Source organism: Sinorhizobium sp. BJ1 (genome assembly GCF_002531555.1).
Taxonomy (GTDB): Bacteria; Pseudomonadota; Alphaproteobacteria; order Rhizobiales; family Rhizobiaceae; genus Sinorhizobium; species Sinorhizobium fredii_B.
The window spans coordinates 148121-173081 of sequence record NZ_NWTH01000006.1; the positions used below are offsets into that span (position 1 = coordinate 148121).

At 62.2% G+C, this 24961-nt stretch carries 21 protein-coding genes and 2 pseudogenes; 6 read left to right on the plus strand and 17 right to left on the minus strand.

Going from position 1 to position 24961, the window contains the following annotated elements; all coding sequences use genetic code 11:
- Positions 1-196: 196 nt before the first annotated feature.
- The gene (locus tag CO676_RS11300; RefSeq protein WP_097521046.1) at positions 197-1081 is read left to right on the plus strand and encodes a LysR family transcriptional regulator; all 885 of its coding nucleotides are present in this window, start codon (positions 197-199) and stop codon (positions 1079-1081) included.
- 27 nt (positions 1082-1108) lie between these two features.
- Here CO676_RS11300 and panD read toward each other — a convergent pair.
- Positions 1109-1562 (minus strand): annotated as a pseudogene (gene panD / locus CO676_RS11305) (aspartate 1-decarboxylase).
- Between the two features lie 143 nt (positions 1563-1705).
- On the opposite strand from panD, the pseudogene CO676_RS11310 reads away from it, so the two are divergent.
- Positions 1706-2150 (plus strand): annotated as a pseudogene (locus tag CO676_RS11310) (DCC1-like thiol-disulfide oxidoreductase family protein).
- On the opposite strand, the gene CO676_RS11315 reads toward CO676_RS11310, so the two are convergent.
- From CO676_RS11315 to ppk2, 11 genes are all read right to left on the minus strand, one after another.
- The gene (locus CO676_RS11315; RefSeq protein ID WP_097521048.1) at positions 2140-2607 is read right to left on the minus strand and encodes a PTS sugar transporter subunit IIA; all 468 of its coding nucleotides are present in this window, start codon (positions 2605-2607) and stop codon (positions 2140-2142) included. The pseudogene CO676_RS11310 and the gene CO676_RS11315 sit on opposite strands and share 11 nt — an antisense overlap.
- Positions 2608-2646: 39 nt before the next feature.
- Positions 2647-3345, minus strand: coding sequence for a response regulator transcription factor (locus tag CO676_RS11320; protein WP_097521049.1), 699 nt, complete (start codon positions 3343-3345; stop codon positions 2647-2649).
- Complete coding sequence (locus CO676_RS11325) at positions 3342-6047, minus strand: sensor histidine kinase KdpD (protein ID WP_097521051.1); 2706 nt, start codon at positions 6045-6047, stop codon at positions 3342-3344. The genes CO676_RS11320 and CO676_RS11325 overlap by 4 nt, the downstream gene beginning before the upstream one ends.
- A gap of 58 nt (positions 6048-6105) precedes the next feature.
- Positions 6106-6675: a potassium-transporting ATPase subunit KdpC gene (gene kdpC / locus CO676_RS11330; RefSeq protein WP_097521053.1), complete on the minus strand. Its 570-nt coding sequence runs from the start codon at positions 6673-6675 to the stop codon at positions 6106-6108.
- An 11-nt stretch (positions 6676-6686) separates the two neighbouring features.
- Positions 6687-8774, minus strand: coding sequence for a potassium-transporting ATPase subunit KdpB (gene kdpB, locus CO676_RS11335; protein WP_097521055.1), 2088 nt, complete (start codon positions 8772-8774; stop codon positions 6687-6689).
- Positions 8775-8814: 40 nt separating this feature from the next.
- Complete coding sequence (locus CO676_RS35205) at positions 8815-8988, minus strand: hypothetical protein (protein WP_179875454.1); 174 nt, start codon at positions 8986-8988, stop codon at positions 8815-8817.
- 10 nt (positions 8989-8998) lie between these two features.
- Positions 8999-10702, minus strand: coding sequence for a potassium-transporting ATPase subunit KdpA (kdpA, locus tag CO676_RS11340; RefSeq protein WP_097521057.1), 1704 nt, complete (start codon positions 10700-10702; stop codon positions 8999-9001).
- 33 nt (positions 10703-10735) lie between these two features.
- The gene (locus CO676_RS11345; RefSeq protein ID WP_037430321.1) at positions 10736-10825 is read right to left on the minus strand and encodes a K(+)-transporting ATPase subunit F; all 90 of its coding nucleotides are present in this window, start codon (positions 10823-10825) and stop codon (positions 10736-10738) included.
- A 435-nt stretch (positions 10826-11260) separates the two neighbouring features.
- Positions 11261-11728, minus strand: coding sequence for an SRPBCC family protein (locus CO676_RS11350; protein WP_097521059.1), 468 nt, complete (start codon positions 11726-11728; stop codon positions 11261-11263).
- A gap of 269 nt (positions 11729-11997) precedes the next feature.
- Positions 11998-12204, minus strand: coding sequence for a hypothetical protein (locus tag CO676_RS11355; protein ID WP_014761728.1), 207 nt, complete (start codon positions 12202-12204; stop codon positions 11998-12000).
- 127 nt (positions 12205-12331) lie between these two features.
- The gene (gene ppk2, locus CO676_RS11360; RefSeq protein ID WP_097521061.1) at positions 12332-13252 is read right to left on the minus strand and encodes a polyphosphate kinase 2; all 921 of its coding nucleotides are present in this window, start codon (positions 13250-13252) and stop codon (positions 12332-12334) included.
- A 467-nt stretch (positions 13253-13719) separates the two neighbouring features.
- Here ppk2 and CO676_RS11365 point away from each other — a divergent pair, with 467 nt between their 5' ends.
- From CO676_RS11365 to CO676_RS11375, 3 genes are all read left to right on the plus strand, one after another.
- On the plus strand, positions 13720-16218 hold the full coding sequence (locus tag CO676_RS11365) for a heavy metal translocating P-type ATPase (protein ID WP_097521063.1): 2499 nt from the start codon (positions 13720-13722) through the stop codon (positions 16216-16218).
- A gap of 78 nt (positions 16219-16296) precedes the next feature.
- Positions 16297-16782, plus strand: a complete 486-nt coding sequence (cueR, locus tag CO676_RS11370) for a Cu(I)-responsive transcriptional regulator (protein ID WP_097521065.1) — start codon at positions 16297-16299, stop codon at positions 16780-16782.
- 181 nt (positions 16783-16963) lie between these two features.
- On the plus strand, positions 16964-17437 hold the full coding sequence (locus tag CO676_RS11375; RefSeq protein WP_097521067.1) for a DUF411 domain-containing protein: 474 nt from the start codon (positions 16964-16966) through the stop codon (positions 17435-17437).
- 20 nt (positions 17438-17457) lie between these two features.
- Here the strand turns inward: CO676_RS11375 and CO676_RS11380 are convergent, their stop codons facing one another.
- The 3 genes from CO676_RS11380 to CO676_RS11390 form a co-directional block, all read right to left on the minus strand.
- On the minus strand, positions 17458-18207 hold the full coding sequence (locus tag CO676_RS11380) for an FkbM family methyltransferase (RefSeq protein ID WP_097521069.1): 750 nt from the start codon (positions 18205-18207) through the stop codon (positions 17458-17460).
- Positions 18208-18307: 100 nt separating this feature from the next.
- A complete protein-coding gene (locus CO676_RS11385) occupies positions 18308-18772 on the minus strand; it encodes a Crp/Fnr family transcriptional regulator (RefSeq protein ID WP_014763979.1) in 465 nt (154 codons plus the stop codon).
- Between the two features lie 93 nt (positions 18773-18865).
- The gene (locus tag CO676_RS11390) at positions 18866-21577 is read right to left on the minus strand and encodes an ABC transporter ATP-binding protein (protein WP_097521071.1); all 2712 of its coding nucleotides are present in this window, start codon (positions 21575-21577) and stop codon (positions 18866-18868) included.
- Positions 21578-21897: 320 nt separating this feature from the next.
- On the opposite strand from CO676_RS11390, the gene CO676_RS11395 reads away from it, so the two are divergent.
- Positions 21898-22572 (plus strand): SAM-dependent methyltransferase, encoded by a 675-nt coding sequence (locus CO676_RS11395; protein WP_097521073.1) that lies wholly within the window; start codon positions 21898-21900, stop codon positions 22570-22572.
- Here the strand turns inward: CO676_RS11395 and CO676_RS11400 are convergent.
- Both CO676_RS11400 and CO676_RS11405 read right to left on the minus strand, forming a co-directional pair.
- Positions 22550-23731: a glycosyltransferase gene (locus tag CO676_RS11400; protein ID WP_097521075.1), complete on the minus strand. Its 1182-nt coding sequence runs from the start codon at positions 23729-23731 to the stop codon at positions 22550-22552. The two genes, CO676_RS11395 and CO676_RS11400, sit on opposite strands and share 23 nt — an antisense overlap.
- Positions 23713-24960: a glycosyltransferase family 4 protein gene (locus tag CO676_RS11405; protein ID WP_097521077.1), complete on the minus strand. Its 1248-nt coding sequence runs from the start codon at positions 24958-24960 to the stop codon at positions 23713-23715. The genes CO676_RS11400 and CO676_RS11405 overlap by 19 nt, the downstream gene beginning before the upstream one ends.
- Position 24961 lies beyond the last annotated feature (1 nt).

Consider the following 24961-nt stretch of genomic DNA (forward strand, 5'->3'; position numbering starts at 1 on the left):
CTCTAGCAGAAGAATGCCTGAATGCCGGTCTGGGCTCGGCCGAGGATCAGCGCATGGATGCCGTGCGTGTCCTCGTTGGTGTTCACCGTTTCGATGAAGAACGACATCGAATTGGCTTTCCATGTAGATAACGATTGTCCTGCTGAAGAAAGAACCGTATCTTGCCGAAGAAGCATTCATCGAATACATAAACTAGATGCGCCCGCGCCGCTTTCTTCCCTCCATCAGCCTCCTGTCGGCCTTCGAGGCTGTGTTGCGAACCGGCTCGATTTCGGCGGCGGCACGCGAGGTCAGTCTGACGCAAAGCACCATCAGCCGCCTCATCCAGAGCCTGGAGGAGCAGTTGGGAAGGCCGCTGTTCGAGCGCCACAGGCAGCGGCTCATCCCGACCGAAGCCGCCCAGGCCTATGGACGGGACGTCACCCGGGCGCTCGACCTCATTCAGCGCGGCAGCATGGAGTTTTCAGCCAATCCGGGCGGCGGCGCCCTGTCGCTCGCCATCCTGCCAGCCTTCGGCACGCGGTGGCTAGCGCCGCGGCTCGGCAAATTTCTCACCAAGCATCCCGGTGTCACGATCAACCTCGCGACACGGCTCAAGCGATTCAATTTTTCCGCCGAGGGTTTCGACGCAGCCATTCATTTCGGCACGGACGATTGGCGCGATGCAGGGCACATGAAATTGTTTGAGGAAAGATTGACCGCCTGCATTTCTCCGGCACTCCTGGCCGAACACCCGGTTCGCTCCGTTCATGAAGTGGCGGGCCTGCCGCTTTTGCAGCTGGAGACACGATCGAATGCCTGGGAAATCTGGTTCGCCGCGCAAGGCGCCGAGGCGCCGAGCGTAACGGGAATGCTGCTCGATCAGTTCGCGACGATGACGCAGGCCGCTATTTCAGGGCTCGGAATAGCCCTGCTTCCCGACTATCTCGCTGACATCGAGATAGAGGAGAAGCGCCTTGTGCCGCTCCTGAAGCGGTCGGTTCCGGGTTCCGGCACCTATTGGCTGGTGTGGCCCCGGTCGCGGGCCAACTATCCGCCGCTGGAAGCATTCCGCAACTGGCTTGCCGCGGAGGTCTCCTGAGGCGGGCCTGCACATGCCACGCAGCGGCTATGCGCCGGCGACAGGAAGCGGGATCGGCTGCCTCCGATCCTCTTCATCGAGAATGCTGAACGTGTATTGGCCCTGCTGATCGAACTCGACCGAGTAGATCAAGCGATCGCGAATGCAGTTCTTCTCGTCGAAGGTCAGCACTTTCGGCTTCAAATCCGTAATGCGGCTCTCGTCGAGATAGACCGAGTTGCAGATGATGACCTGATCGCCGGGCTGGCAGGTCCGCGCCGCCGCGCCGTTCAAAATGCAGCAGCGCGAGCCGCGCTCGCCTAGAATGACGTAGGTCGAAAGGCGCGCGCCGGAATTCTTGTTCCAGATCTCGACAAACTCCATCGGCAGGATTCCCGCCGCCTCGCAGTGATCCGGGTCCAGGGTGATCGAGCCATGATAGTTGAGGTTGGCCTCGGTCACGTAAAATTCCGTGAAGCTTGCCAGCGACAAGTTTTCTCATGTTCCTCCCCGCGCTTCCGTCCGGTCGTCATAGAGCAACAGTTGCCGAAGTGAAAGCCACGTCGACACTCGAAGGTCAAGGCGTGGCAAGCAGCCCCAGCTATGATACAGGCTGGAAGATCGATAACCGCAGAATGGCGGGCTATGGACCGCTACAGCTACAAGAACAACCCGGCGGTCCCGCCCTTCCGGATGAGCGACCCATCTTTGTTTCGACGCCGAGTGCGTCTTCTGTTCCGGCTGGGTCAAGTTTGCGCTGAAGCACGAGAAAGATGCGAGATACCAATTCGCGGCTGCGCAGCCCGAGGTAGGTAGAGCGCTCTATTGACACTACGGACTCGACGACGGTGACTACGAGACGAACCTGTTTCTCGAGGGCGGACGCGCTTATCTTCGCTCGGCAGCCACAATTCGGGTCGTCGCCGGCCTGGGCTTTCCTTGGTCGCTCTGCCGGCCATTCCTTCTCATCCCGCGAAGGTGGGCGGATGCGCTCTATAGTTTCGTCGCCCGCAACCGATGCCGGCTGGCCGGCAGAACCACGACCTGTTTCGTTCCAAACTCCGAAAATAGACACAGCTTCATTCTGTAGCGGCAGCGTGCCCCTCGTCCAGGAGCGCGAGATAGACTTCCTCCGGCTCCGATGCCGCCCGTATAGATCTCAGCGTCTCGGGCGAACGCAGCTTTCTCGCGATCGCGGCCAGAACATTCAAGTGCGAGGCGTTGCCTTCGGTGGGTGTCAACAGGAAGGAGACGATGTCGACCGGGACGTCATCGATGGATTCGAAATCGATCGGTTTCTTGAGGCGCACGAAGAGGATGAACGGAGCCGCGATCCCGCGCATGGGTGCATGCGGGATCGCAATTCCTTCGCCGATTCCCGTCGAACCAAGATTTTCCCGGTTGCTCAGCGCGCGGAATATCTCGCTCTCGTCGATACCGAGCGCCCCGCTCGCGCTTTCCGAAAAGCGATGCAGGAGCTGTACTTTCGACGCGGCGGCGAGATCGATGACGATGCGCTCCGGCGTGAGAATTTCAGATATGTTCATGATGCACTCGCGTCCCGAACGATGGTGACAAGCGGCAACTCAATTCTGTTCCGCTTCGCGAAGACGATAGCCGACGCCGGTTTCCGTGGTGATGTATTGGGGTTGGTCCGGGATGCGCTCGATCTTCTGGCGAAGCTGGCGCACATAAACTCTCAGATACTGAACGTCGGTCGATCCGCCCCAGATCTGGTTCAAGAGGTGCTGGTGCGTGATGACCTTGCCCGCATACTGCACGAGGATGCGCAGGATGTCGTATTCCTTGGGCGACAGCTTGACTTCCTTGTCCGCCACCTTGACGATCCGCTTCACCAGGTCGACGGAAAGGTCGCCGGTCTTGAAAATGGGCCTTTCGCCCTGCTGCTGCAGCCGGTGCCGGAGGGCGACGCGGATGCGCGCTGCAAGCTCCTTCATTCCGAAAGGCTTGGTGACATAGTCGTCGGCACCAATTTCCAGCGCCTTGACGATGCCGGTTTCATCGGTCCGGCTGGAAAGCACGACGATCGGCAATTCCACTGCGTCGTTCCGCCATTTCGCCAGGAGATCGTGGCCGGCCATGTCCGGCAGGCCGAGGTCGAGAAGGATCAGATCCGGCTGCTCTTTAGCGACCAGACTTATCGCATCCTTGGCATTGACCGCTTCGATCGCCGCATAGCCCTCGCTCGTCAACCCAACCCTAAGCAGCTTTCGGATCGCGGGCTCGTCGTCCACGACGAGTATTTTCACGTTTAAGACCGTCATGTCAGATCTTCCACCTTTGGCGTGTCGGTCGGGATCGGCATCGTGATGGTAAAGACCGCTCCCGAGCGATCCGTTCTCTTGCCCGCCGAAATCGCTCCGCCCATAGCCTCGACGAAGCCCCTGCAGATCGAAAGCCCGAGACCGGTGCCGGCGCGCACATGATCGCCCTTGCGGACGCGATAGAAACTGTCGAACACACGCTCGAAATCACCGCTTGGAATACCGGGACCTTCGTCCATGACCTGAAGGGTAACGGCGCTTCCATCGACCCACGCGCGAATCCTGATGATCGAGCCTGGCGGGGCATACTTGGCCGCATTGTCCAGGAGGTTGAACAGCACCTGCTCGAAGAGGACGGGGTCGAGCCTCAGCATCGGCAGGTCGGCGGGGATGTCGATCGCCGTCTTGTGTCGCGCCAGCATCTTGCCGGCCCGGCGAAGCGCCGTGCCGACGACATCTCCGACATACTGGAAGGAGGCGTTCGGCTCGGTCGCGCCGGACTCGATCCTCGTCATGTCGAGCAGATTGGCGATGAAGCGGTTGAGCCGCTCGGACTCGTCGACGACCGTCGAAAGCAGGTCCGTACGATCGTCCTCCGGCATCGCGCCGAAGTAGTCGCGCAACGTACCGGCCGCTCCCATGATGGCTGCCAGCGGCGTCTTGAGGTCGTGGGAGATCGACGTGAGAAGAGCGGAACGAAGCCTGTCCGCTTCGGCGCCTAGACGCGCCCGGTCCACGTCGGCGACCAACTGCACCCGCTCGATCGCAAGTGCGGCCTGGTCTGCCAGGGCATCGAACAGCCGCTGCTGTTCCGGAGTCAGAAGTGGTCCCTGCCTGTCATTGTCGAGACCAACGACGCCGATGGCCGTGCGACCGGTCCTCAGCGGCAGGTAAAGGCGCTTGGCTCCCGGCAGCGTGTCGGCGCCGCGACCCGCCGGCCGATCATTTTCCCACGCCCAACGCGCCGCGGCGATGTCTGCGTCGACGAGCGTATCGTCGGGCGGATAGCCTGCCTTGACCGCAATCGAGTCGTCCTCGGGCAGAAGGATCACCACACGAACCTTGAGCATCGACGCCATCTGATGCGCTGTCGCCCACAACACATCGTCGAGTGTTCCGGTGCTGGCGAGCTTTTTCGAGAAGAGATAAAGGTCCTCGGTCGTCCTGGCACGCTGCCGGGCCGCAGCCGCCTGCCGTTGAACACGCGCCGTCAGGTTGCTCGCCGTAACCGCGACGACCAGGAAGAAGACCAGCGCCAACACGCTCTCCGGGTCGCGGATCGTCAGCGTGTATCGCGGCTCCAGAAAGAAGAAGTTAAAGGCCAGCGCGCTGACGACGCAGGCATAGAGCGCGGGGCCGAGGCCCGCCGTCACGGCCGAGGTGAGAACGGCAATCAGGAACACGAGTGCCAGATTGCGGACGTCCAGAACCTGGTCGAGCAGCGCGCCGAACGCAAGCGCGATCGAGATGTAGAGCGTGCTGAACAGATAGGGCTGAAGCTTGACCTGTTGCGGCGGCGGCGCGGTCTTCACGCCCCTTGAGGCCGGCGGGGCGCGCTCCACGCCGGAGACCACGTGCATGCTGATCTCGCCGGCGTGCCGGATCAGGTCATGCGATACCGATCCTTCGATCAGCTCCCGCCAGCGCGGCTTGTTCGGTTTTCCCGTTACCACATGCGTGAAATTGTGGGCCGCAGCATGCCGGAGAATGTCGCGCGCCACGCTCTGTCCCGGAATGGTCATGGCTTCGCCACCCAATTGCTCGGCAAGCCGCAGATGCGAAGCCAGCCGGTCCTTATCGGCGTCGGGCATGTTGATGGATCGGGAGGTTTCGACGTGAATTGCGGCCCAGGGTGCCCGCAACCGGTCCGCCTGCCGCTTTGCGTAGCGGACTAGGGCGGCGCCGCGCGGGTCATGGTCGATGCAGACAAGCACGCGGTCTCCCGCCGCCCAGGGACCGGGAATCGCATGCGCCTGCATGTGGCTCAGAAGCTGGTCGTCGACGCGCTCGGCGGTGCGTCGCAGCGCCAGTTCGCGCAGGGCCGTCAGATTGCCGGGAGAAAAGTAATTGGCTATCGCCCGCTTTGCCGTCGTCGGCAGATAGACCTTTCCCTCATGCAAGCGCTTGATGAGATCATCGGGGGTTAGATCGACGATCTCGACGTCGTCGGCACGATCGATGATCGAGTCGGGCACCGTCTCACGCACCCGGATCCGGGTAATCTGCGCGACGATGTCGTTGAGGCTTTCGATATGCTGGACATTCAGCGTCGAATAGACATCGATGCCCTGGGCGAGGATTTCCTCCACGTCCAGGTAGCGCTTCGAGTGGCGGCTCCCGTCTGCATTGGTGTGCGCCAGCTCATCGACGAGGACCAGTTGCGGACGTCGCGCGAGGATGGCATCGAGGTCCATTTCATCGAGGATGCGGCCCTCGTACTCGACCTGGCGGCGGGGAATGAACTCGAAGCCGCCTACAAGTGACTGGGTCTCCTGGCGGCCATGGGTCTCGACGATGCCGATGACGACGTCGATGCCGTCGGACTTCCGCGTCCGGCCTGAGACCAGCATCTCGTAGGTCTTTCCCACGCCCGGAGCAGCACCCAGAAAGATCTTCAGGCGTCCGCGGGCCTCGCGTTCGGCATTCTCGAGGAGAGCGTCGGGCGATGGCCTTTTATCGACGTCGCGTCTTTCGTCGGGCATGGATTGGCATTCCCCTCGCGGCCAGAAGCTGGGACCGTATCGGCCTCAGCCCATTCCGTTATTGAGCAGCAGTGCTGTCAAGCGCAAGGTTCAATGCCAGAACATTGACCGTTGGCTCGCCCATGAAGCCAAGTTCCCGGTCTTCGACATGGCCGTCGACCAGCGCCTTGACCGCGGTTTCGTCGAGACCGCGCGCCTTGGCGACGCGGGGCACCTGGAAATAGGCCGCCTCGGGCGAGATATGCGGATCGAGGCCGCTGCCCGACGTCGTCACCAGGTCCATCGGTACCCGCTCAGCGGGGTTCGTCGCCTTCAGCGCCTCGGCGTCGGCCTTGATGCGGTCGATCAACTTCGCGTTGGTCGGACCGAGGTTGGAGCCGCTGGAACCGGCCGCGTTGTAGCCGTCGCCGGCGGCGGAGGGCCGACCTTGGAAATACCGGTCGCTGGTGAAGGCCTGACCGATCAGTTCGGAGCCGACGACTTTCCCGTCCTTCTCGATCAGGCTTCCGTTCGCCTGATGCGGGAACAGGGCCTGGGCGATGCCGGTCATTCCGAGCGGATAGACCAGTCCAGTCAGTATGGTGAGTGCAATGATCATGACGATCGCGGGTTTTACTTGCTTCCACATGGGATCGATCCTTATGCGAGGCCGAGCGTCGTGATGACGACGTCAATCACTTTGATGCCGATGAAGGGAACGATGATGCCGCCGAGGCCGTAGATCAGCAGGTTGCGCGAGAGCAGCGCGCCTGCGCCGATCGGCCGGTATTTCACGCCCTTCAGCGAAAGCGGTATCAACGCGACGATGATGAGCGCGTTGAAGATGATCGCCGAGAGAATTGCGCTCTCGGGCGTCTTCAGGCCCATGACGTTGAGGGCGCCGAGCTGCGGATAGAAAGCCAGGAACATCGCCGGGATGATGGCGAAGTACTTGGCGACGTCGTTGGCAATCGAAAAGGTCGTCAAGGCGCCGCGCGTCATCAGCAATTGCTTGCCGATCTCGACGATCTCGATGAGCTTCGTCGGGTCGGAATCGAGGTCGACCATGTTGCCGGCTTCGCGCGCCGCCACCGTGCCGGTGTTCATCGCGACGCCGACATCCGCCTGGGCGAGCGCGGGCGCGTCGTTCGTGCCGTCGCCGCACATCGCCACGAGCTTGCCTTTCGCCTGTTCCTCGCGGATGAGGCTGAGCTTGTTCTCGGGTGTGGCCTGAGCCAGGAAATCGTCGACGCCCGCTTCCGCCGCGATCGCCGCAGCCGTCATCGGATTGTCGCCAGTGATCATCACGGTGCGAATGCCCATGCGGCGCAATTCGGCGAAGCGCTCCTTGATGCCGCCTTTGACGATGTCCTTGAGATGGACGATACCGAGTAGTCGGCCGTCCTTGACCACGGCAAGGGGCGTACCGCCCGCCTTGGCGATCTCGTCGGCGATCGCCTGGAGCTCGCGGGCTGCCTGCGGTTCACGCACGGCCACCCGCGCAGTACCATCGGTGCTCGCGACAGTGGTGCGATCGACATAATGAAGAACTGCGTCGACCGCCCCCTTGCGGATGCTGGAGCCGTCGAAATCGACGCCACTCATTCGGCTTTGCGCCGTGAACGGCACGAAGTGGGCATGCAGGCTGCCCATGTCGCGGGCGCGGATGCCGTATTTCTCCTTGGCGAGCACGACGATGGAGCGGCCCTCCGGAGTCTCGTCGGCGAGCGACGCAAGCTGTGCGGCATCCGCCAAATCCTGCTCGGTGACGCCACGAACCGGCTTGACCTCCGTGGCCTGGCGATTGCCGAACGTAATGGTGCCGGTCTTGTCGAGCAGCAGCGTATCGACGTCGCCTGCCGCCTCGACGGCACGGCCGGACATGGCAAGTACGTTGAAGCGCACCAGCCGGTCCATGCCGGCGATGCCGATCGCCGACAGAAGCGCGCCTATCGTCGTCGGTATCAGCGTGACGAAGAGCGCCACGAGAATGAGCACGGGAATGTAGCCGCCGGCATAGGTGGCGAAACTCGGGATCGTCGCCGTCGCCAGAACGAAGATCAGCGTCATGCCGGCAAGCAGGATGTTGAGCGCGATCTCGTTGGGCGTCTTTTGCCGCTCGGCGCCTTCGACGAGCGCGATCATGCGGTCGATAAAGGTCGAGCCGGACGCCGCGGTGATCCGGACTCGGATCCAGTCGGAAAGCACCTGCGTGCCGCCGGTGACGGCGGACCGGTCACCGCCCGATTCGCGGATCACCGGCGCGGATTCGCCGGTTATGGCCGCCTCGTTGACCGAGGCGACGCCTTCGACGACTTCGCCGTCCGACGGGATAATGTCCCCGGCCTCGACAAGCACGACATCGCCGACTTTCAGGCTCGTGCCGGGGACGACCTTGAAGTTCCTGATATCATCGCCCTTCAGCAGCTTCGCCTGGGTTTCCGTGCGCGTCCGCCGCAGCGATTCCGCTTGCGCCTTGCCGCGTCCCTCGGCCACCGCTTCGGCAAAATTGGCGAAAAGCACGGTGAACCAAAGCCAGACGACGATCTGGAACGAGAAGCCGATGTTCCCGCCGCCCGTGATCAGGTCACGGAGAAGCAGGACGGTGGTCAAAGCGGAGACGACGCCGACGACGAACATCACCGGGTTCCGGGCGAGCGCCTCCGGATTGAGCTTCCGGAAGGCATCGCCGATGGCGGGTATGAGGATGCGAGCGTCCATGATGCTCGTGGATTTCGACTGGCTCATTGGAGACTCCAGTTGGATGTTTCGAACGCACCGCGATCGGTCAGGTCGCTGCGAACAAATATGTCAACGCCTTGCCGATCAGCACGAGCAGCGTCATCCCGCCGAGGATCAGGCAGAGGATGGTCGAGACCCGTGGCGGCGGCGCTTCTCCCCGCGCCAGGTGCTCGGCGAGGGGATGGAACGATTTGCGTGAATGGCGGACTACGTGAGCCATGGCGCCACCGTCAGAAGGTCTGCCCGAGGAGCATGGCGAGATGCTCGACGATCGGGCCGACCGCGAGAGCCGGGAAGAACGTCAGGCCGCCGACGATCAGGATGACGCCGCTGAGCAAGCCGACGAAGAGCGCTCCGTCGGTCGGGAACGTCCCTGTGGAAGCGGGTACGGTCTTTTTGGCCACCAGCGAGCCGGCGATTGCCAGGGCTGGGATGATGACCAGGAAGCGACCCATCAGCATCGCGATGCCGAGCGTGAGGTTGTACCAGACCGTATTGCCGGTCAGGCCGCCGAAGGCAGAGCCGTTGTTCGCGGCCGCCGACGTGTAGGCGTAGAGGATCTCCGAAAAGCCGTGCGGACCGGGATTGGCGATCGACGCCGCGGCGTCCGGCAGCACGACCGAGATCGCCGTGAAGACCAGCATCGCGAGCGGAAGGCACAGGATGGCAAGAACCGCCATCTTGACCTCCTTCGCCTCGATCTTCTTGCCGAGATATTCCGGAGTGCGACCCACCATCAGGCCGGCCACGAAGATCGCCAGCACAACGAAGAGCAGGATGCCGTAGAAGCCCGCGCCAACGCCGCCGACGATGATCTCGCCGAGCTCCATGTTGATCAGCGGGATGAGCCCGCCGAGCGCCGTGAAGCTGTCATGCATCGCGTTGACGGCGCCGCAGGAGGCCGCCGTGGTGATGACGGCGAAGAGGGCAGACAGGGAAATACCAAAACGGACTTCCTTGCCTTCCATGTTGCCGCCTTCAAGACCAAGCGCGTGGACGAGCGGGTTACCGGCTGCCTCGGCCCAGTAGCAGACGACGACGCCGACGAGAAACAGGGCGCCCATGATCGCGAAGATCGCCCAGCCCTGACGCTGGTTGCCGACCATGCGGCCGAAGACGTTGGTGAGCGCCGCTCCGATCGCGAAGATCGACACCATCTGGATGAGATTGGAGATCGCGTCCGGATTCTCGAACGGATGGGCGGCGTTGGCATTGAAGAAGCCGCCGCCATTGGTGCCGAGCATCTTGATGGCGATCTGTGACGCGACCGGGCCGACGGCGATCGTCTGTCGCGCCCCTTCGAGCGTCGTCGCTTCGAGGTAGGCGCCGAGCGTCTGGGGCATGCCGAGGTAGACATAGACGAGGGTCAGCACCACGCAGAGCGGCAGCAGGATGTAGAGCGTGGCTCTCGTCAGGTCGACCCAGAAGTTGCCGATCGACTTGACCGATGCCCGGGAAAACCCGCGGATCAGAGCCACGGCAATGGCGATACCGGTCGCCGCCGAGACGAAGTTCTGGACGGTGAGGCCGGCCATCTGCACGAGATAGGACATCCTGCTCTCGCCGCCGTAGTTCTGCCAGTTCGTATTGGTCATGAAGCTGGCAGCGGTGTTGAAGGCAAGTTCCGGCGGGACGGCGGCCATGCCGGCCGGATTGAACGGCAGTGCGCCTTGAAAGCGCTGGAGAAAATAGAGCAGCAGGAACCCTGCCAGATTGAAGAACAGTAAGGCGGCCGCATAGGTCGTCCAATGCTGTTCCTCCCGCTCGCTCGTACCGGCGACGGCGTAGAGACCGCGCTCGAGCGGACCGAAGATCCATGAAAGAAGCGTGTGCTCGCCGCTGAAGACGCGCGTCATGTAGCCGCCGAGCGGCTTCACCAGCAAGGTGACGATCCCGCAGAAAACAAGGATCTGAATCCATCCGTTGATAGTCATGGGTATGGCTTTCCGAACATTATGCCTTGGCGATCAGAACCGCTCCGGACGAATGAGGGCGTAGGTCAGGTAGACGAGGAGGAATACGGTCACTGCGCCACCGAGGGTGTATTCAACGAGCATCTTTCCGCTCCGCGACTAGAGGTTGCTGCAAGCCCTGACATAGGCAAACGATAAAGCGAAAAACACGATGGCTATTGCGAGAACGACAATGTCCATGACGATGATCCCTGTGTGTTGTTTTACTGACTGTGCGTCACCCCGAGGCAGCACCGGGCACCCGGCAGGTGATCGCGATGGCGTGCGCATCTCCGCCGCAAGATCGAGGCGATGCGGCGGGTGGTTGAAACCTGGCGAGAATATGGCTCCGAACCGCATAAAGGTTCGAGAGAGCCTCAAGAGGAAAGAAATAGGATTCGCGTAGGATTTTTTGCTGGTAGCACCGAGCGAAGCGCCGCCGCAGCAATTCAAGGTGCTACAGCGTCCTTTGTGCGTCTGAAAGGACGCACGGCGCTGTAGGAAATGCCGGTAAAACCCGGGAATAGCCGCCCGGGAGTCTCAACGATCACCGGCCAGGCGACGCACCAGACCTCGCCGACCGCGTTCCATGACGATCGCATGGTTCCAGCTGAAAACAGGCTTCAGGATGAATGCAAGTCTGACCATCCAGGGTTTCGTGACCTTGACGATCCAGTCGTAGCGGACATTGCATTTCGCGCCGTCGCGCCGAAGCGTCCATCGACCGGTACCCTCGAGTTCACCCGAAGCTTTCCCCTCGATGAGCGACATAGGTTCGATCCTGGTCGTTTCCATGTCGAAGGCCAAGTCATAGGGCAACGCCGTGGACCATTTCATCCGGTGCACGGCACCGATGCCGGCCTCGTCGCCTAGGCGCACAAGCGTGACCTGCTTTACCGAGGGCCACCATCCCGGCCAGGTCTCGGGGGCGCTCAACACCCGCCAGACATCCTCGACAGAGGCGTCGATGGTCCAGTTCGTGACAAGATGAAACTCGGTCGACCGCATCGCAATCCGCCTTCACCGGTGCAGAGGACTGACCGCAGAGCGTTGCAATCATAGGCCATCCATGCCTTGGCGTCCAAGATCGAACTCAAGAGTGAACGCCTGCCCGAAGCGGCACTGAAGATGACTGGACTCTGCCGCAACGCAGGTGGCTCGACAGAGCGCGGCTCCGGCTGCGGGGTGCAAGTCGCTAGCCGACGGAGGGCGTGGGCCCCCGTTTGCCGGGCTCGTAACGGCCGCTGTCGTTGACCAAGGCGCGGTCTGAACAAGGTTCAGAACCGGCGGATCATCGCGAGGAGATCGTCGGCATCCTGGACACCGGTTTGATGGAGATCGGCGATCCGCGCGGCGAGCGCTTCCGCCGCCTCGCAATTGCTGCTCCACTGGCGCTCGACCAGGGCGCAATCGAACATCTCGCGAAGCATGCGCATTTCGTCCGGGTAGAGTGAGAGCAAATCTGTGCGGTGATCCACGTCCATCTCGCCATCTCTTTGAAAAGCAACACAATAGCAAAGCCGTGTCTGGCAGGGACACCAAGTCTCTCACAGATCGATGACAAGCCCGTGTCGGCGCAGGCGTGACATCGCGCTGGCGCACACCGGTCGATCAGTATTTCGACGGTACGTAGAGCTCCGGCGGCAGCACCATTCGCTCGTAGTTGGGATTGAATATCCGCTCCGGCAGGCTGATATCCTCGTGCGGCACCTCCTCATAAGGGAACTGCTTCAAGAGGTGGTCGATGCAGTTGAGCCGCGCCCGCTTCTTGTCGTTGGCCTCGACGATGTGCCACGGCGCTTCCGGGATGTTGGTGCGGGCGAAGGTCTCTTCCTTGGCCTTGGTATAGGCTTCCCAGCGCACACGCGATTGCAGGTCCATCGGCGAGAGCTTCCACTGTTTCAACGGATCGTGGATGCGCATCAGGAAGCGCAGTTGCTGCTCCTCGTCGGTGATCGAGAACCAGTATTTGACAAGCCGAATGCCGGAGCGCACCAACATGCGCTCGAATGCGGGAACGTCGTTGAAGAATTGCTCGACCTCATCTTCTGTCGCGAAGCCCATGACGCGCTCGACGCCGGAGCGATTGTACCAGGAGCGGTCGAAAAGCACGATCTCGCCGCCGGCGGGCAGATGCGGCACATAACGTTGGAAATACCATTGGGTCTTCTCGCGATCGGAGGGCGCCGGTAGCGCAACGGTCCTCGCGACGCGCGGATTGAGCCGCTGCGTAATGCGCTTGATGACGCCCCCTTTGCCGGCGGCATCCCGGCCCTCGAAAACCACGACGACCTTCTCTTTGTGATAGACGACCCAGTCCTGGAGCTTGATCAGTTCCGCCTGCAGCGCCAGGAGGGCGCGGAAATACTCCATCCGCGGCATCGTCGGAGGATGCGTCTTGCGGTAGATCTTGCGGATTTCCTCAGACAGCGCCGGTTCTGAAAGCTCGAGCTCGTAATCCTCGTCCAAGGTGTCCGCCAGCTCCGCTTCGAGCCAGTCGAAGTGTTCTTCCTCGCGTGTTGATTTGGTCATTTCACCGCTCCGACGTCTTGGGTAAAGGCCGCATATTGAACCTTATTCCAGCGCCGTGAAGGAAAATTGACGCGGATGGCCGCCGACGTCCTCGCAAGCATCAATGACCTGCGCCTCTCACTGCGCCGAGTTTCCTTCACAAAGCATCCCTTGACCTTCCAACGGTGGGAAGGCCTATCTTCCGGTCATACGCATTTACGGAGACAGATATGCAGCGCTAAAAGATCGAAGATATGAACTCCGGCGGTCGCGCAGTGGAGAAGGCGATTCGTGGCGTCGATCCGACGGCCGGAATTGAGGTGGATCTCGCCGCGAGGTGAGACGGCGGCCGATAGAGCAGCGATCGCGCGGGCGCTCAACGCCGCCGGCTACGAAAGCCTGCCCCTATAGGCGGATGAAGCGACTGCTCGGCCGCGCTCCATTCGAAAACCCATCCTCAAGGCAGATACATCACAAGGAATAGGACCATGGCATCCCCGAGTGCCGTCAGAAATGCAGAAGATTTGCGCAGGCTGAGCCTTTCTGTGGAGGGCATGAACTGCGCCTCTTGCGTGACGCGCGTCGAGAAGGCGATCAGCGCCGTGCCCGGCGTAGTATCCGCGTCCGTCAATCTGGCAACGAAGCGCGCAGACGTCCGGCTCGATACGACGGCGAAACCAGCCGAGATCGTCAAAGCGATCGAGAATGTCGGTTACGGAGCGGTTGAAGACACGCTCGAGCTCGGCATCGAGGGGATGAATTGCGCCTCCTGCGTCGGGCGCGTGGAGAAAGCGCTGAGGGCCGTTCCAGGCATTGTCGAGGCGAATGCCAATCTGGCCAGCGAGAGCGCCTCGATCCGGTTGGTCAGGGGGCTCGCGTCTACGCAGATGCTGTTGGACGCGGTTCGCGGCGCCGGCTACGAGGCGCATCAACGCGGCAATGACCGCGACATCGACCGCGAAGCGGAGAAGCGCGACGAGGAGCTCAACCGCCTACAGCGGGACTTCCTGATCGCCGCTTTACTGACGCTGCCTATCGTCGTCCTCGAAATGGGGTCGCACTTCGTGCCGGCGATCCATGACTTCGTGATGACCCGGATCGGCATGGAGCAGAGCTGGTACCTGCAGTTTGCGCTCGCGACGATCGTTCTCTTCGGCCCCGGCTTGCGCTTTTTCGCGAAGGGTGTGCCTGCCCTGCTGCGTGTCGCGCCAGACATGAATTCGCTGGTGGCGATCGGGACGGCGGCCGCCTGGGGCTATTCCGTCGTCGCGACCTTTGCGTCGGGGCTTCTGCCGACCGGGACATCCAATGTCTATTACGAAGCGGCAGCCATGATCGTCACGCTGATCCTGCTCGGTCGGCTGCTCGAAGCGCGCGCCAAGGGGCGCACATCGGAGGCGATCAAGCATCTGATGGGGCTTCAGCCGAAGACTGCACGGGTCCGCCGCGACGGCGAGGCGCTGGAGATCCCGATTGCCGAGTTGCGCGCCGGCGACTTTGTGCTGGTGCGTCCCGGGGAGAAGATTGCCGTCGACGGCACGATTGTCGAGGGAGATTCCTATGTCGATGAATCGATGATCACCGGCGAGCCGGTGCCGGTCGAAAAGACGAAGGCATCGGACGTCGTCGGCGGCACCATCAACAAGACCGGCGCCTTCACATTCCGCGCCACCAAGGTCGGGGCCGATACGGTCCTTGCTCAGATCATCCGGATGGTTGAGCAGGCGCAAGGCACGAAACTGCCGATCCAGGCGCTCGTCGATCGCATCACGGCCTGGTTCGTGCCGGTCGTCATGGCCGTCGCCCTGCTGACTTTTGTCGTCTGGCTCATCTTCGGACCGCACCCGGCCCTGGCCTTCGCACTCGTCAACGGCGTTGCGGTGCTGATCATCGCCTGCCCCTGCGCAATGGGTCTCGCTACGCCGACCTCGATCATGGTCGGCACCGGCCGCGCCGCCGAGATGGGCGTGCTTTTCCGCAAGGGCGAAGCCTTGCAGACCTTGCGCAATGCCAAAATTATCGCCGTCGACAAGACCGGCACGCTGACCAAGGGGCGGCCGGAACTGACCGACCTCAACACGGCGCCGGGTTTCGATCGCAGTTCCGTCCTGGCTTTGGTCGCCGCCGCCGAAGCACGCTCCGAACACCCGATCGCCGAAGCCATTGTTTCGGCTGCCAAGGCCGAGGGCTTCGCTGTCAGCGACCCCGACAAATTCGAGGCGATCCCTGGCTTCGGCACCCGGGCGGAGATCGCCGGAAAGACCGTCCATGTGGGCGCCGACAGGCTGATGGCGCGCCTCGGCCTCGACGTCTCGGTCTTTGCCTCGGAGGCCGCCCGGCTCGGCGACGAAGGCAAGAGCCCGCTCTATGCCGCGATCGATGACAGGCTCGCCGCGATAATCGCCGTTGCCGATCCGGTGAAGGAGACGACGCCACAAGCCATTCGGGCGCTGCATGATCTCGGTCTGAAGATCGCGATCGTCACCGGCGACAACCGCCGGACTGCAGAGACCATCGCCCGCAAGCTCGGCATCGACGATGTTCTCGCCGAGGTGCTGCCGGACGGCAAGGTCGCGGCGGTGAGCCGCCTGCAGGCGGATGGCCGCAATGTCGCCTTCGTCGGCGATGGTATCAACGACGCGCCGGCGCTTGCCACTGCCGATGTCGGAATTTCCATCGGCACCGGAACCGACGTCGCGATCGAGAGCGCCGACGTGGTGCTGATGTCCGGCGATCTGCTCGGCGTGCCTAATGCGATAGCACTTTCCCGGGCGACGATCCGCAACATCAAGGAAAACCTGTTCTGGGCCTTTGCCTATAACGTGGTGCTGATACCGGTGGCCGCCGGTGCGCTCTATCCCGGCTATGGCGTGCTGCTCTCGCCCGTCTTTGCCGCCGGTGCGATGGCGCTTTCCAGCGTCTTCGTGGTCGGCAATGCCCTGCGCCTCAAGAGATTCCGTCCTCTGCGCGTGGATGATAGGCACTGACAAGCGGTTCTATTCGCTTCCGGTCGTGGGCAACCTTATATCTCCAAGATAACCGCCGCCTGTCGAAAGGGTGATGACATGAATATCGGCGATCTCGCGCGCGCTTCAGGCGTTTCGGCGAAGATGATCCGTTACTACGAGAAGATCGGTCTCATCCCGCCGGCCGACAGGAGCCAGTCCGGCTACCGCAATTACGGCGACAACGACGTCCATACGCTGCGCTTCATCCGGCGCGCCCGTGATCTCGGCTTCACCGTCGAGCAGATGGCGGACCTTCTGGCGCTTTGGCGCGATCGTTCGCGCGCCAGCAGCGAGGTCAAGAAGATCGCGCTGGATCAAGTGGCGATACTCGAACGCAAGGCGGAGGAGCTGAAGGCGATGAGCCGGACGCTGAAACATCTTGCCGCCCATTGCCACGGCGATGCGCGGCCGGATTGCCCGATCATCGACGATCTTGCCGATGCGGAAAAACTGCCGGAGAAGCCGCTTGAGCCTGCCAGGTTCGGCCGCGGCGGTGTCGAACCGGTGCGCGGTGTGCGGCGATTTGGTGCATCGACACGCTGAGCGACCCGGCGTCTACTAAAGTGCGTCGCATTCAAACGTATTCATGCGAAGCGCTTTTGGCTCTTATTTTTATGCATGTCGTCATCACAAAACCGCTGCACACTTTTGGGCGACATGCATTAATTTCGTGCGATCAGCAGCGGATCAAGCTGCAAGGAATAGCCAGGAAAGGAGTGACCTCATGACCATCCATCGCCGAGATTTCCTGGCCGGCACCCTGGCAGGCGCATTCCTCGTCTTGCTCGGTCCCCGCATCGCGCTGGCCAGTGCCGGGCGCATGGTGATCTACAAGGATCCGCTCTGTGGCTGCTGCGAAAGCTGGGCGGCAGCCATGATGGGCGCGGGGTTCGCGATAGAAGTCCACAACGAGACCGACATGACAGCAGTCAAGCGCCGCTTCGCCATCCCGGCGGATATGGAGGCCTGTCACACCGCCACGCTCGACGGCTATCTGATTGAAGGACACGTGCCGCTCGCGGCGATCAAGAAACTGATGGCTGAGCGTCCGGACATTGCCGGTCTCGCCGTACCTGGCATGCCGGCGGGGTCGCTCGGCATGGGAGACGATCCCCAAGCCGCCTATGAAGTATATTCGTTCAGCAAGATACCCGGCGCGGCGCCGACCGTTTTCCATCGCGTTCGCCCGGCAACGTAACACGCCATCCTTCGCGCCACTTACTTGGCAAGGAAGAGCAGGTCGAAGCCTCTGAGTTCGCGTCGGGCGATCGACTTGCGGATCGCCATAAAGATCGCCGACCGATTCTCCAGGCGAAATCCGCGAAAGCTTCGGATCAGCCGCACCGTTGCCGCCATGGTCCGGATCGACCGCAGGACCGCGGGGCCGGAAAGCGAGGCAGCCAGGATCTGCGGATGCACCGCCAGCAGAACGCCCGCCGTCCGCTTCCGGTCGATTGCCCGGAACTGGTCGAGCGCCTTGTATTCATAGCCTTCGATGTCGACTTTGAAGCAGAGCCGCCTGGTCTTCGCCATCGCCTGCAGCTTCGGGATCGTGACGGTCTCGGCGGAAATCGCCATGCCGGTGTCGTCGGCGATCAGCGCCGAGGTTTCCGAACTGCCGAAGCCGCCCCCGACGGAGTTGAGCACCAGGCGCTCGTCCTGCGACAGCGCGGCGTTGACAAGTGCCACCTCGCCGGCGTTGCCAACCTTCATCTGCGTCAGGATGTCGAAGCACACCGGATCGGGCTCGACGACGATGACATTGTTTGCGATCTGAGCCGCCCAGTAGGACGTCACGCCGATCCAGCCGCCTATGTCGATGAAGGTCGTCTTCGTATCTACGAGGCGGGCGATGTTCCGAAACGTGCCGGGCTCCCACTGGCCCGCTTGCAGGCGAGCGAAGAAGCGCTTCTTTTCCGGTTTGTCGGGGAAGTAAACGGTCTTGTCGAAATAGGTTATGGCGCGCATCGCGCCTCTCTACTGCATGATTCCGGAATTCGGAACCGGAATAAATTCATGCAGCCGCTCAAGGTGCGGCGGACAGACCCGTCGGGAGCGTCTGAGAACCCTATGCTTCAACTCGTTGCGCGCGGCTGCGGGCTTCGGTGAGCTCGGAGGTCGTTTGGCTGAGGCGGTCGGCGAGCACACGCATGATCTCCACCGCCATTTCCGGAAAATCGGCGAGCAGCTTCAGGAAGTCGTCCTTGCGAATGCGCAAGGCCTCGAGCGGAGTGGTCGTCTGAATGGTTGCGGTACGCGGCGTGTTGCAGAGGATGGCGATCTCGCCGACGATCGAATTCTGCTCGACCTCGGCAACCTTCAACTGCCCGGTTGGCGTCGAAACCAGCACGTCGGCCTTGCCGGACAGGATGACATAGGCGGCGTCGCCGATATCTCCTTGATGGAACAGGTCTTCGCCAGCGCTGTACATCACCCGGTCGGAGGTGAAAGCGAGAAGTTTGAGTTTCGCAGGCGGCAGGCCGGAAAAAAGCGTGATCCGGCGCAACATTTCCACTTCGTCTTTTAGGAGCATATCAGTCCGCTTCTCCGAGTGTGTCGTGGGCGCTATCACGTCCCTTCCCGACCGACCGGGAAATTACGCCTGCCTCCCAATGCTAATACTACATCAAGATGCCAGTTCCTTATAGTCGCTGCCTTTCGACGGCGTTTCCACCGCTTCTTCGTATACCAACCGGCCGTTCTCGAAATGCACCACCCGGTCGAAGAGTTCCGAAAGGGCGGGATTGGAAAGGACCCATACGATCGCCGGATCGCGCTTCTCGTCATGCAGGAAGGCGAAGGTGTTGCGGGTGATCTGGTCCTGTGTGCGTTGGTCGAGAGCCCGTAGCGGCTCATTGAAGATATAGAAATCGGAAAGCCGGATCAGGGCGCGCGCCAGGTTGAGCTTCTGCCGCTGGCCGGCCGTCAAGCGCTTGCCACCGGCCCCGACATCGAAATCGAGCCCGAAGGCCAACACCTTGTTGTAGAGGCCGAGCGATTCGAAGAGATCGCGAACGATCGCCCGAATCTTGTCCGACCCGTCCGTGTGCTTATGGCCGATCCGACCGAAGAGCACGTTGTCGAGAATGCTGGCCGAGGCAATGTAGCGGTTTGGCTGATAATGCTCGATGATGCCGACGAGATCGGCGGGCAGGCCGTCGCTGAACTCGCGCCGCGCCTCGACGATCTTCTGCATCAGATCCTCGGTCAGGAGGCCGAAGCGATGCCGCGGCTCGATATAGCCGAAGCACAGCCGGATGATCCGGATTGCGTCCTCCTCCGAGACCTCGTCGAGCGGCCGGCCCCTGAGCTTCTGAAGAAGCGCCTCATAGGTCGGAATTTCCTCGCTGGTCATAAAGGTAAGCTGCTGGAAGAAGGGATGATCCGGCGGCAGGTCGCGGAACAGTTCGACGACGTTCTCGGCAATTTCGAGCCCCATTTCGTAGAAGGTCTCGTGAAGGCCGGCCCGTTTCAGCACGGTCTTGAAGAAGGGGTGGCTCTCCAGTGCCCTTTCCCACCGCGCCTGGTCTGTGACTGTGCCGAACAGCAGGTTTTCGCCAACCGTTGCTTCGACATTGTAGGAGCCCGGCTCGAAGAACACGACAAGATCGCTGAGCCTCTCTGCCTCGAGCCGCCGGCGCAGCGCGGCACGCATCTCGACGATTTCGCTGGCGAAAGCCTCGTGTTCGACGGGATTGATCGTCGAGCGGACAGCGAGAGCCGAAATGTCGTTCGTCAGGAGCACGACATCGAGCACGGCCCTGATCTTCCCGAACAGATCTTCCGGCCCCTTGGCCCCTGCAGCTCCGTAGTCGATCCAATCGCTATTGAGGTCGAACGAGGGATTGCCAGCGAGCTTCGCTTCAAGCAGTTCCCACCGACGATGAGCCGCCTTGTCGCCCTCGTAAGCCACCTCGGTCAGCGGCGCGTGCTTGAGACCATAGAGCAGATTGTCGCCGAGTCTGCCCTGGAAAGCGTAGACCTCCGAGGAGGCGTAGGACATCCGCCGCCCGATGACCGCTTCCGGCAGTTCGTGAATATCCTCGTCGCCGATGACGATCCTGCCGCTTGCCGGCCAGGCCAGGCGGCCGAGCGCCTCGGCCAGGGCCTCTCCGCCGCCGCCCGTACCGCCGGTGATGGCGACCGTCTCGCCCGGGCGTGCCTGGAAGGAGACATGTTCAATCAGCTTGGCGCCGCCATCGTCGGCAATCGTGAGATTGACGGCCGCAAGCGTGCCTGAGAGCGCCTGAGGCGGAGCAACCGAAACCTCTTGCACCTTCGGGTCGATCAACGGCTCGACGCTGAACTGTTCCACGACCTGGGAGTATTTGACCTGCACGTCCTGACGCGCTTGATCCCAATCGATCAGCTCCTTCAGCGGTCCGGGCAGATCCTTGTAGGCGCCGATGACCGCGACGAGCTGGCCGATGTCGAGGCGCCCCTGCAGGGCGAAATAGCCGCCGATCGAATAGAACAGGAAGGGCGTGACCTGGGCGAGGAAGTTGTTCAGGAACTTCACCAGGAACTTCCACTGGTAAAGGTCGTAACGGATCTTGAAGATCCGTCCGAGGCGCGCAGCAATGTCTGCGCGCTCGAAATTGGACGTGTCATGGCCGCGGATCGTGCCGATGCCGTCGACGATTTCGCTGACCCGCCCCGAGAGCTCACGCGCCGTCAGTTGCCGTTCGCGCCCGAGCACCAGCAGCCGCCGGCGCATGCGCGGAATGATCACCGCCTGGACCGCGACGATGACCGCGGCGATGATGCCGAGCCAGAAGCTCTGAAGCAGGATGAAGATCAACGCCGTCAGCGCCTGACCGCCGAGAAGCGCAGGCTGCACGAAGGCATCGCCGGTGAAGCCGCCCATGGGCTCGACTTCATCCTTGATCATCGTCGAGATTTCCGCCGGCTTCACACGCTTCAGGTGGTGCGGCGGGAAGCGCAGGACGCGATCGACAAGCTCGAAACGGATGCGCCTCAGGAGCCGTTCGCCGAGCCGGCCCTTATAGGTGTTGATGTAGAACTTGAAGAGCCCGTTGATGATCACCAGCAGGAGAAAGACGAGACTGAGTGCCAGCAGCGTGCCCTGCCGCCCAAGCTCGATTCCCGAAAAGAGATTGACCTCGCCAACGAATGGCAGACTGAAGGAAATCGGCAGGAACGTCTGGGTTGCCCCGGGCGTTTCGAATCCCTGCCCCTGGATCGGCCCGTTGACGATCTGCTTAGGCAGGTCGAAGGACATGAAATAAGGGATCATCGACAGCGCTACGATCAGGAGGATCCAGAGCTGTGACTTTCGGGTATGGGTCCAGATGTAGCGGGAAAGACGTGGTTCCATGGGCGGGTAATGAGACCTAATCTAAATTTCGGGATCGCAGCGCCGCTCCGGAAGCGGACGCTGGCCGCAAATGGTTGCTCTCCACCAGATCTTCAATGGCGTGGGCCTCTTCCACGAACTCGTAACTGCCTGCCATGAGAGCAGAGGCCTACTCCATGTCAAGCGCTTGGCTGACCAAGCAAACTCCCTTCCGCCGAAAATCGAGCCGGTTCCTGTCGGACCGGCGCGGCCAGCGTGTTCACTCGGCTCCTTCGGCAACCTCAGTCGCGGCTTTCCTTGCGCGCCTTGCGCTCGCCGGACCCTGAGCTTACAACAGCCGCATGACGCATGCCAGCCACTACCCCCACAGTTCCAGCGAATGGCACGAAAACGGTTACGACCTTGCGCGAGGATTGGCCGCCTACACGGGAAGCGTACTCGTTGACGGCATAGCCAGGGTCATCGCGAAGCATCCCGATGCGAGCATCGCCAATGCCTTCAACCACAAGCAGGTTCTGTGCAAGCTCTGGGCGCGCGACGAGCTCTTCAACACTGCCGGTCCCGCCTATGGCAGGGTCGTCGTTCTCGGCGGCTGGTACGGTGTCCTGCCGGCCATGCTCCTCGACGATCGGCGTTTCACGATCGACGCGATCGACAGTTTCGACATCGATCCGGCTGTCGAACAGGTAGCCCGCACGCTGAATTCCGGGTTCGGCGATCGGTTTCGCGCTGTCACGGCGGACATGTATGCGATCGACTATCGCAGCTTGAAGGCTGATCTCGTGGTCAACACCAGTTGCGAGCACATCGCCGACCTCGGCACATGGCTCGGCCTCGTCCCCTCCGGCACCCGCGTGATGCTGCAGTCAAACGACTATTTCAGCGAGCCGAGCCACATAAACTGCGTTGCCTCGCTCGAGGAATTCCAAGCCAAGGCTGGACTGTCCCGCGTCGATTTCGCGGGCGCGCTGCCGATGAAGAAATATACGCGCTTCATGCTGATCGGCACGATCTGAGGCCTACCATCCGCTTCAAATGCTCCTCGAGGATCGCCGCCGTCCTGTCGGCTCCGTCGAGGTCGAGCGGCGGGATATCCGGTTTCGATCGCGCGAGCATCTTTTCCACCTGCTGCGCGAGTTCCTGCGGCGTGATTCCGTCTTCGGGCAGAACGGCGGCGAGGCCGAGGCTCTCCAACCTCGTTGCGCGCGTGCTCTGCTCCGTTTCGCCGCCAGCGGTAAAGGGAATGAGCAGCGAGCTGCAGCCAGCGCGGAGTATGTCGCAGACGGTGTTGTAGCCGGCCTGTGAAACCGAGAGACGCGCGCCGGCAAGGAGGCTTGCAAAATCCTGCCGGAAGCGAAACAGGCTGACGCCGTGGGGCGCCGCAGCGGCGAGGTCGTCGAAATCCGGCTGCGGCAGATTGGGGCCGGTCACCAGACACCAGCGGAGGTCTTGCGGCAATATCCTCGCCGCCCCGAGTGCTGCGCCGATCAACTCCTTGCCGACCGCGCCGCCACCCGCGGAAACCACGATGTCGAATGTCTCGGCAGATTCAGCCGGCGGAGGCGGAGCGACAAGCCCGGTATAGACCACTCGGTCGGCGATCTCGCCTGCAAGCGGAAAGGTCTCCTCTAGCCGCGCGAAACCCGGGTCGCCATGGACGAGAACGAGGTCGAAGTGTTTCTTCACCAGTTCGACCGTCTCCTCGGCTCGCCCGGGTTTTGTCCGCTCCTGCAGGATGTCGCGCAGCGAAGCCGCCACCAGCGGACGGCGATCCATCGCTTCGATCGCGTCGAGCAAGGGCAGGAGTTCGAAGCGCATCTGCCGGCGGCCGAACGGAAAAGCCTCGACAATGACGACGTCCGGCTCCGAGAGACGAAGCGCCTCCAGGAGCAGATCCTTGCGATGCTCCTGGAACGCGGGCGTGATCGGATTGCCCTCGGCATCGGCCAGGCCGGAGAAGCCCTTGTCGCCCGCCGTCACCGGCGGCAGGACGACCGTCCGCAGGCCCTCTCCCGGGAAGCCAGGGACAGGCAAACCGCCTGTCACCATCGTCACGTCGAAGCCGCGCGCCAGCAGCGCCTTTGCAATGCGGCTGGCCCTTGCCAGATGCCCGATACCGAGCAGGTGCTGCACATAGAAAAAAACGCGACGCTGGCTCAAGGCGACTTTCTCCATTCGCTTTCGAAGAGGCCGCTCAACTGGCTGACGCTCGAGTGATGATCGAACTCGGCCCGCACGCGCCTTTCCGCCGCAGCGCCAAGCCGCATGCGCAGAGCCGGATCGCGGATGAGCCGCTCGAGCGCGACAGCGAGGGCGCGGGGATCCTCCGGCGGCACCAGGAGGCCGTTCTCCTCGTCGTCAAGCAGTTCCGGAATGCCGGAGACCCGTGTCGAAACGCAGGCAAGCTGCTGGCTCGACGCCTCAACCAGCACATTTGGCAGTCCGTCGCGATCGCCATCGATCGCAACCCGGCAGGCAAGTGCGAAAATGTCGCTCGCGCGATAGCGTGCGAGAACGTCCTTCTGGTCGAGTGCGCCTTGCCAGGTGACGTGCTGGGCAAGGCCGAGATGGTCGGAAAGCCCCCGAAGGTCCTTTGTCAGATCGCCTGCGCCGATGTGCTCGAAGCGCCAGTTGAGATCGGCGGGCAGCATTGACAGCGCCTTGAGGAGGATATCGTAGCCCTTCTTGGCGACAGCGCGCCCGACGCTCAAGATGCGCACCGGGTCGCCAGGATCCGAGCCATCACGGCGGGAATGTTCGCCTTCGAAGCTCGGGAAGCGATGCAGGTCGAGGCCGTGATAACTCAGATGCACACGGGACTTCTCGGCCGTCAGGCTTTTGAGATGCTCGAAGCCACTGCGCGTGCAAGTCACCGTCCAGCGCGCCCGTTCGAGTTTTTCCGCCAGCTCCCAATCCGAAGAGGTCCAGATGTCCTTGGCGTGCGCCGAGCAGGTCCAGGGAACGCCGGTCATGATGCTCGCATAGGCCGTCACCGAGGCCGGCGTGTGGATGAAATGCGCATGCAGCCAGCGGGCGCCCTCCGGCCACTCGGCGAAGAGCACCAGCGCCTGGCCGAAACGGCGGAAGCGGTTGCGCGTCCAGTCACGCCGAAGATCTCCTAGGAAAGGAACCAGAGCCCGCCAGAGCCCGGCCTTGGGCAGCGATTTCAACAGGGAACGAAACACCCGCCAGGGCTCGTCATGCAGGTATTCCGGCAGATAGAACACTTTAGCCCGGATCTCGTCATGGACGGGATGACGCTTCGTGTCCGTCGGGCGCCGCAGGGCGACAAGCACGAGGTCGTGCCCTGCCCTTTCGAGGCCCAACAGTTCCTGGGCAATGAAGGTTTCGGAAAGGCGTGGGTAGCCCTTCAGCACAACGGCGATCTTTCGGGTTTGCGACACG

Coding starts and splice junctions, on each gene's coding strand:
- CO676_RS11395 (WP_097521073.1), top strand. CDS start 21,898: ATGACGCATGCCAGCCACTACCCCCACAGTTCCAGCGAATGGCACGAA.
- CO676_RS11355 (WP_014761728.1), bottom strand. CDS start 12,204: ATGGACGTGGATCACCGCACAGATTTGCTCTCACTCTACCCGGACGAA.
- cueR (WP_097521065.1), top strand. CDS start 16,297: ATGAATATCGGCGATCTCGCGCGCGCTTCAGGCGTTTCGGCGAAGATG.
- kdpC (WP_097521053.1), bottom strand. CDS start 6,675: ATGTGGAAGCAAGTAAAACCCGCGATCGTCATGATCATTGCACTCACC.
- kdpB (WP_097521055.1), bottom strand. CDS start 8,774: ATGAGCCAGTCGAAATCCACGAGCATCATGGACGCTCGCATCCTCATA.
- CO676_RS35205 (WP_179875454.1), bottom strand. CDS start 8,988: ATGGCTCACGTAGTCCGCCATTCACGCAAATCGTTCCATCCCCTCGCC.
- CO676_RS11300 (WP_097521046.1), top strand. CDS start 197: ATGCGCCCGCGCCGCTTTCTTCCCTCCATCAGCCTCCTGTCGGCCTTC.
- CO676_RS11400 (WP_097521075.1), bottom strand. CDS start 23,731: ATGGAGAAAGTCGCCTTGAGCCAGCGTCGCGTTTTTTTCTATGTGCAG.
- CO676_RS11385 (WP_014763979.1), bottom strand. CDS start 18,772: ATGCTCCTAAAAGACGAAGTGGAAATGTTGCGCCGGATCACGCTTTTT.
- CO676_RS11380 (WP_097521069.1), bottom strand. CDS start 18,207: ATGCGCGCCATAACCTATTTCGACAAGACCGTTTACTTCCCCGACAAA.
- CO676_RS11320 (WP_097521049.1), bottom strand. CDS start 3,345: ATGACGGTCTTAAACGTGAAAATACTCGTCGTGGACGACGAGCCCGCG.
- CO676_RS11315 (WP_097521048.1), bottom strand. CDS start 2,607: ATGAACATATCTGAAATTCTCACGCCGGAGCGCATCGTCATCGATCTC.
- kdpA (WP_097521057.1), bottom strand. CDS start 10,702: ATGACTATCAACGGATGGATTCAGATCCTTGTTTTCTGCGGGATCGTC.
- CO676_RS11365 (WP_097521063.1), top strand. CDS start 13,720: ATGGCATCCCCGAGTGCCGTCAGAAATGCAGAAGATTTGCGCAGGCTG.
- CO676_RS11350 (WP_097521059.1), bottom strand. CDS start 11,728: ATGCGGTCGACCGAGTTTCATCTTGTCACGAACTGGACCATCGACGCC.
- CO676_RS11390 (WP_097521071.1), bottom strand. CDS start 21,577: ATGGAACCACGTCTTTCCCGCTACATCTGGACCCATACCCGAAAGTCA.
- CO676_RS11325 (WP_097521051.1), bottom strand. CDS start 6,047: ATGCCCGACGAAAGACGCGACGTCGATAAAAGGCCATCGCCCGACGCT.
- CO676_RS11345 (WP_037430321.1), bottom strand. CDS start 10,825: ATGCTCGTTGAATACACCCTCGGTGGCGCAGTGACCGTATTCCTCCTC.
- CO676_RS11375 (WP_097521067.1), top strand. CDS start 16,964: ATGACCATCCATCGCCGAGATTTCCTGGCCGGCACCCTGGCAGGCGCA.
- ppk2 (WP_097521061.1), bottom strand. CDS start 13,252: ATGACCAAATCAACACGCGAGGAAGAACACTTCGACTGGCTCGAAGCG.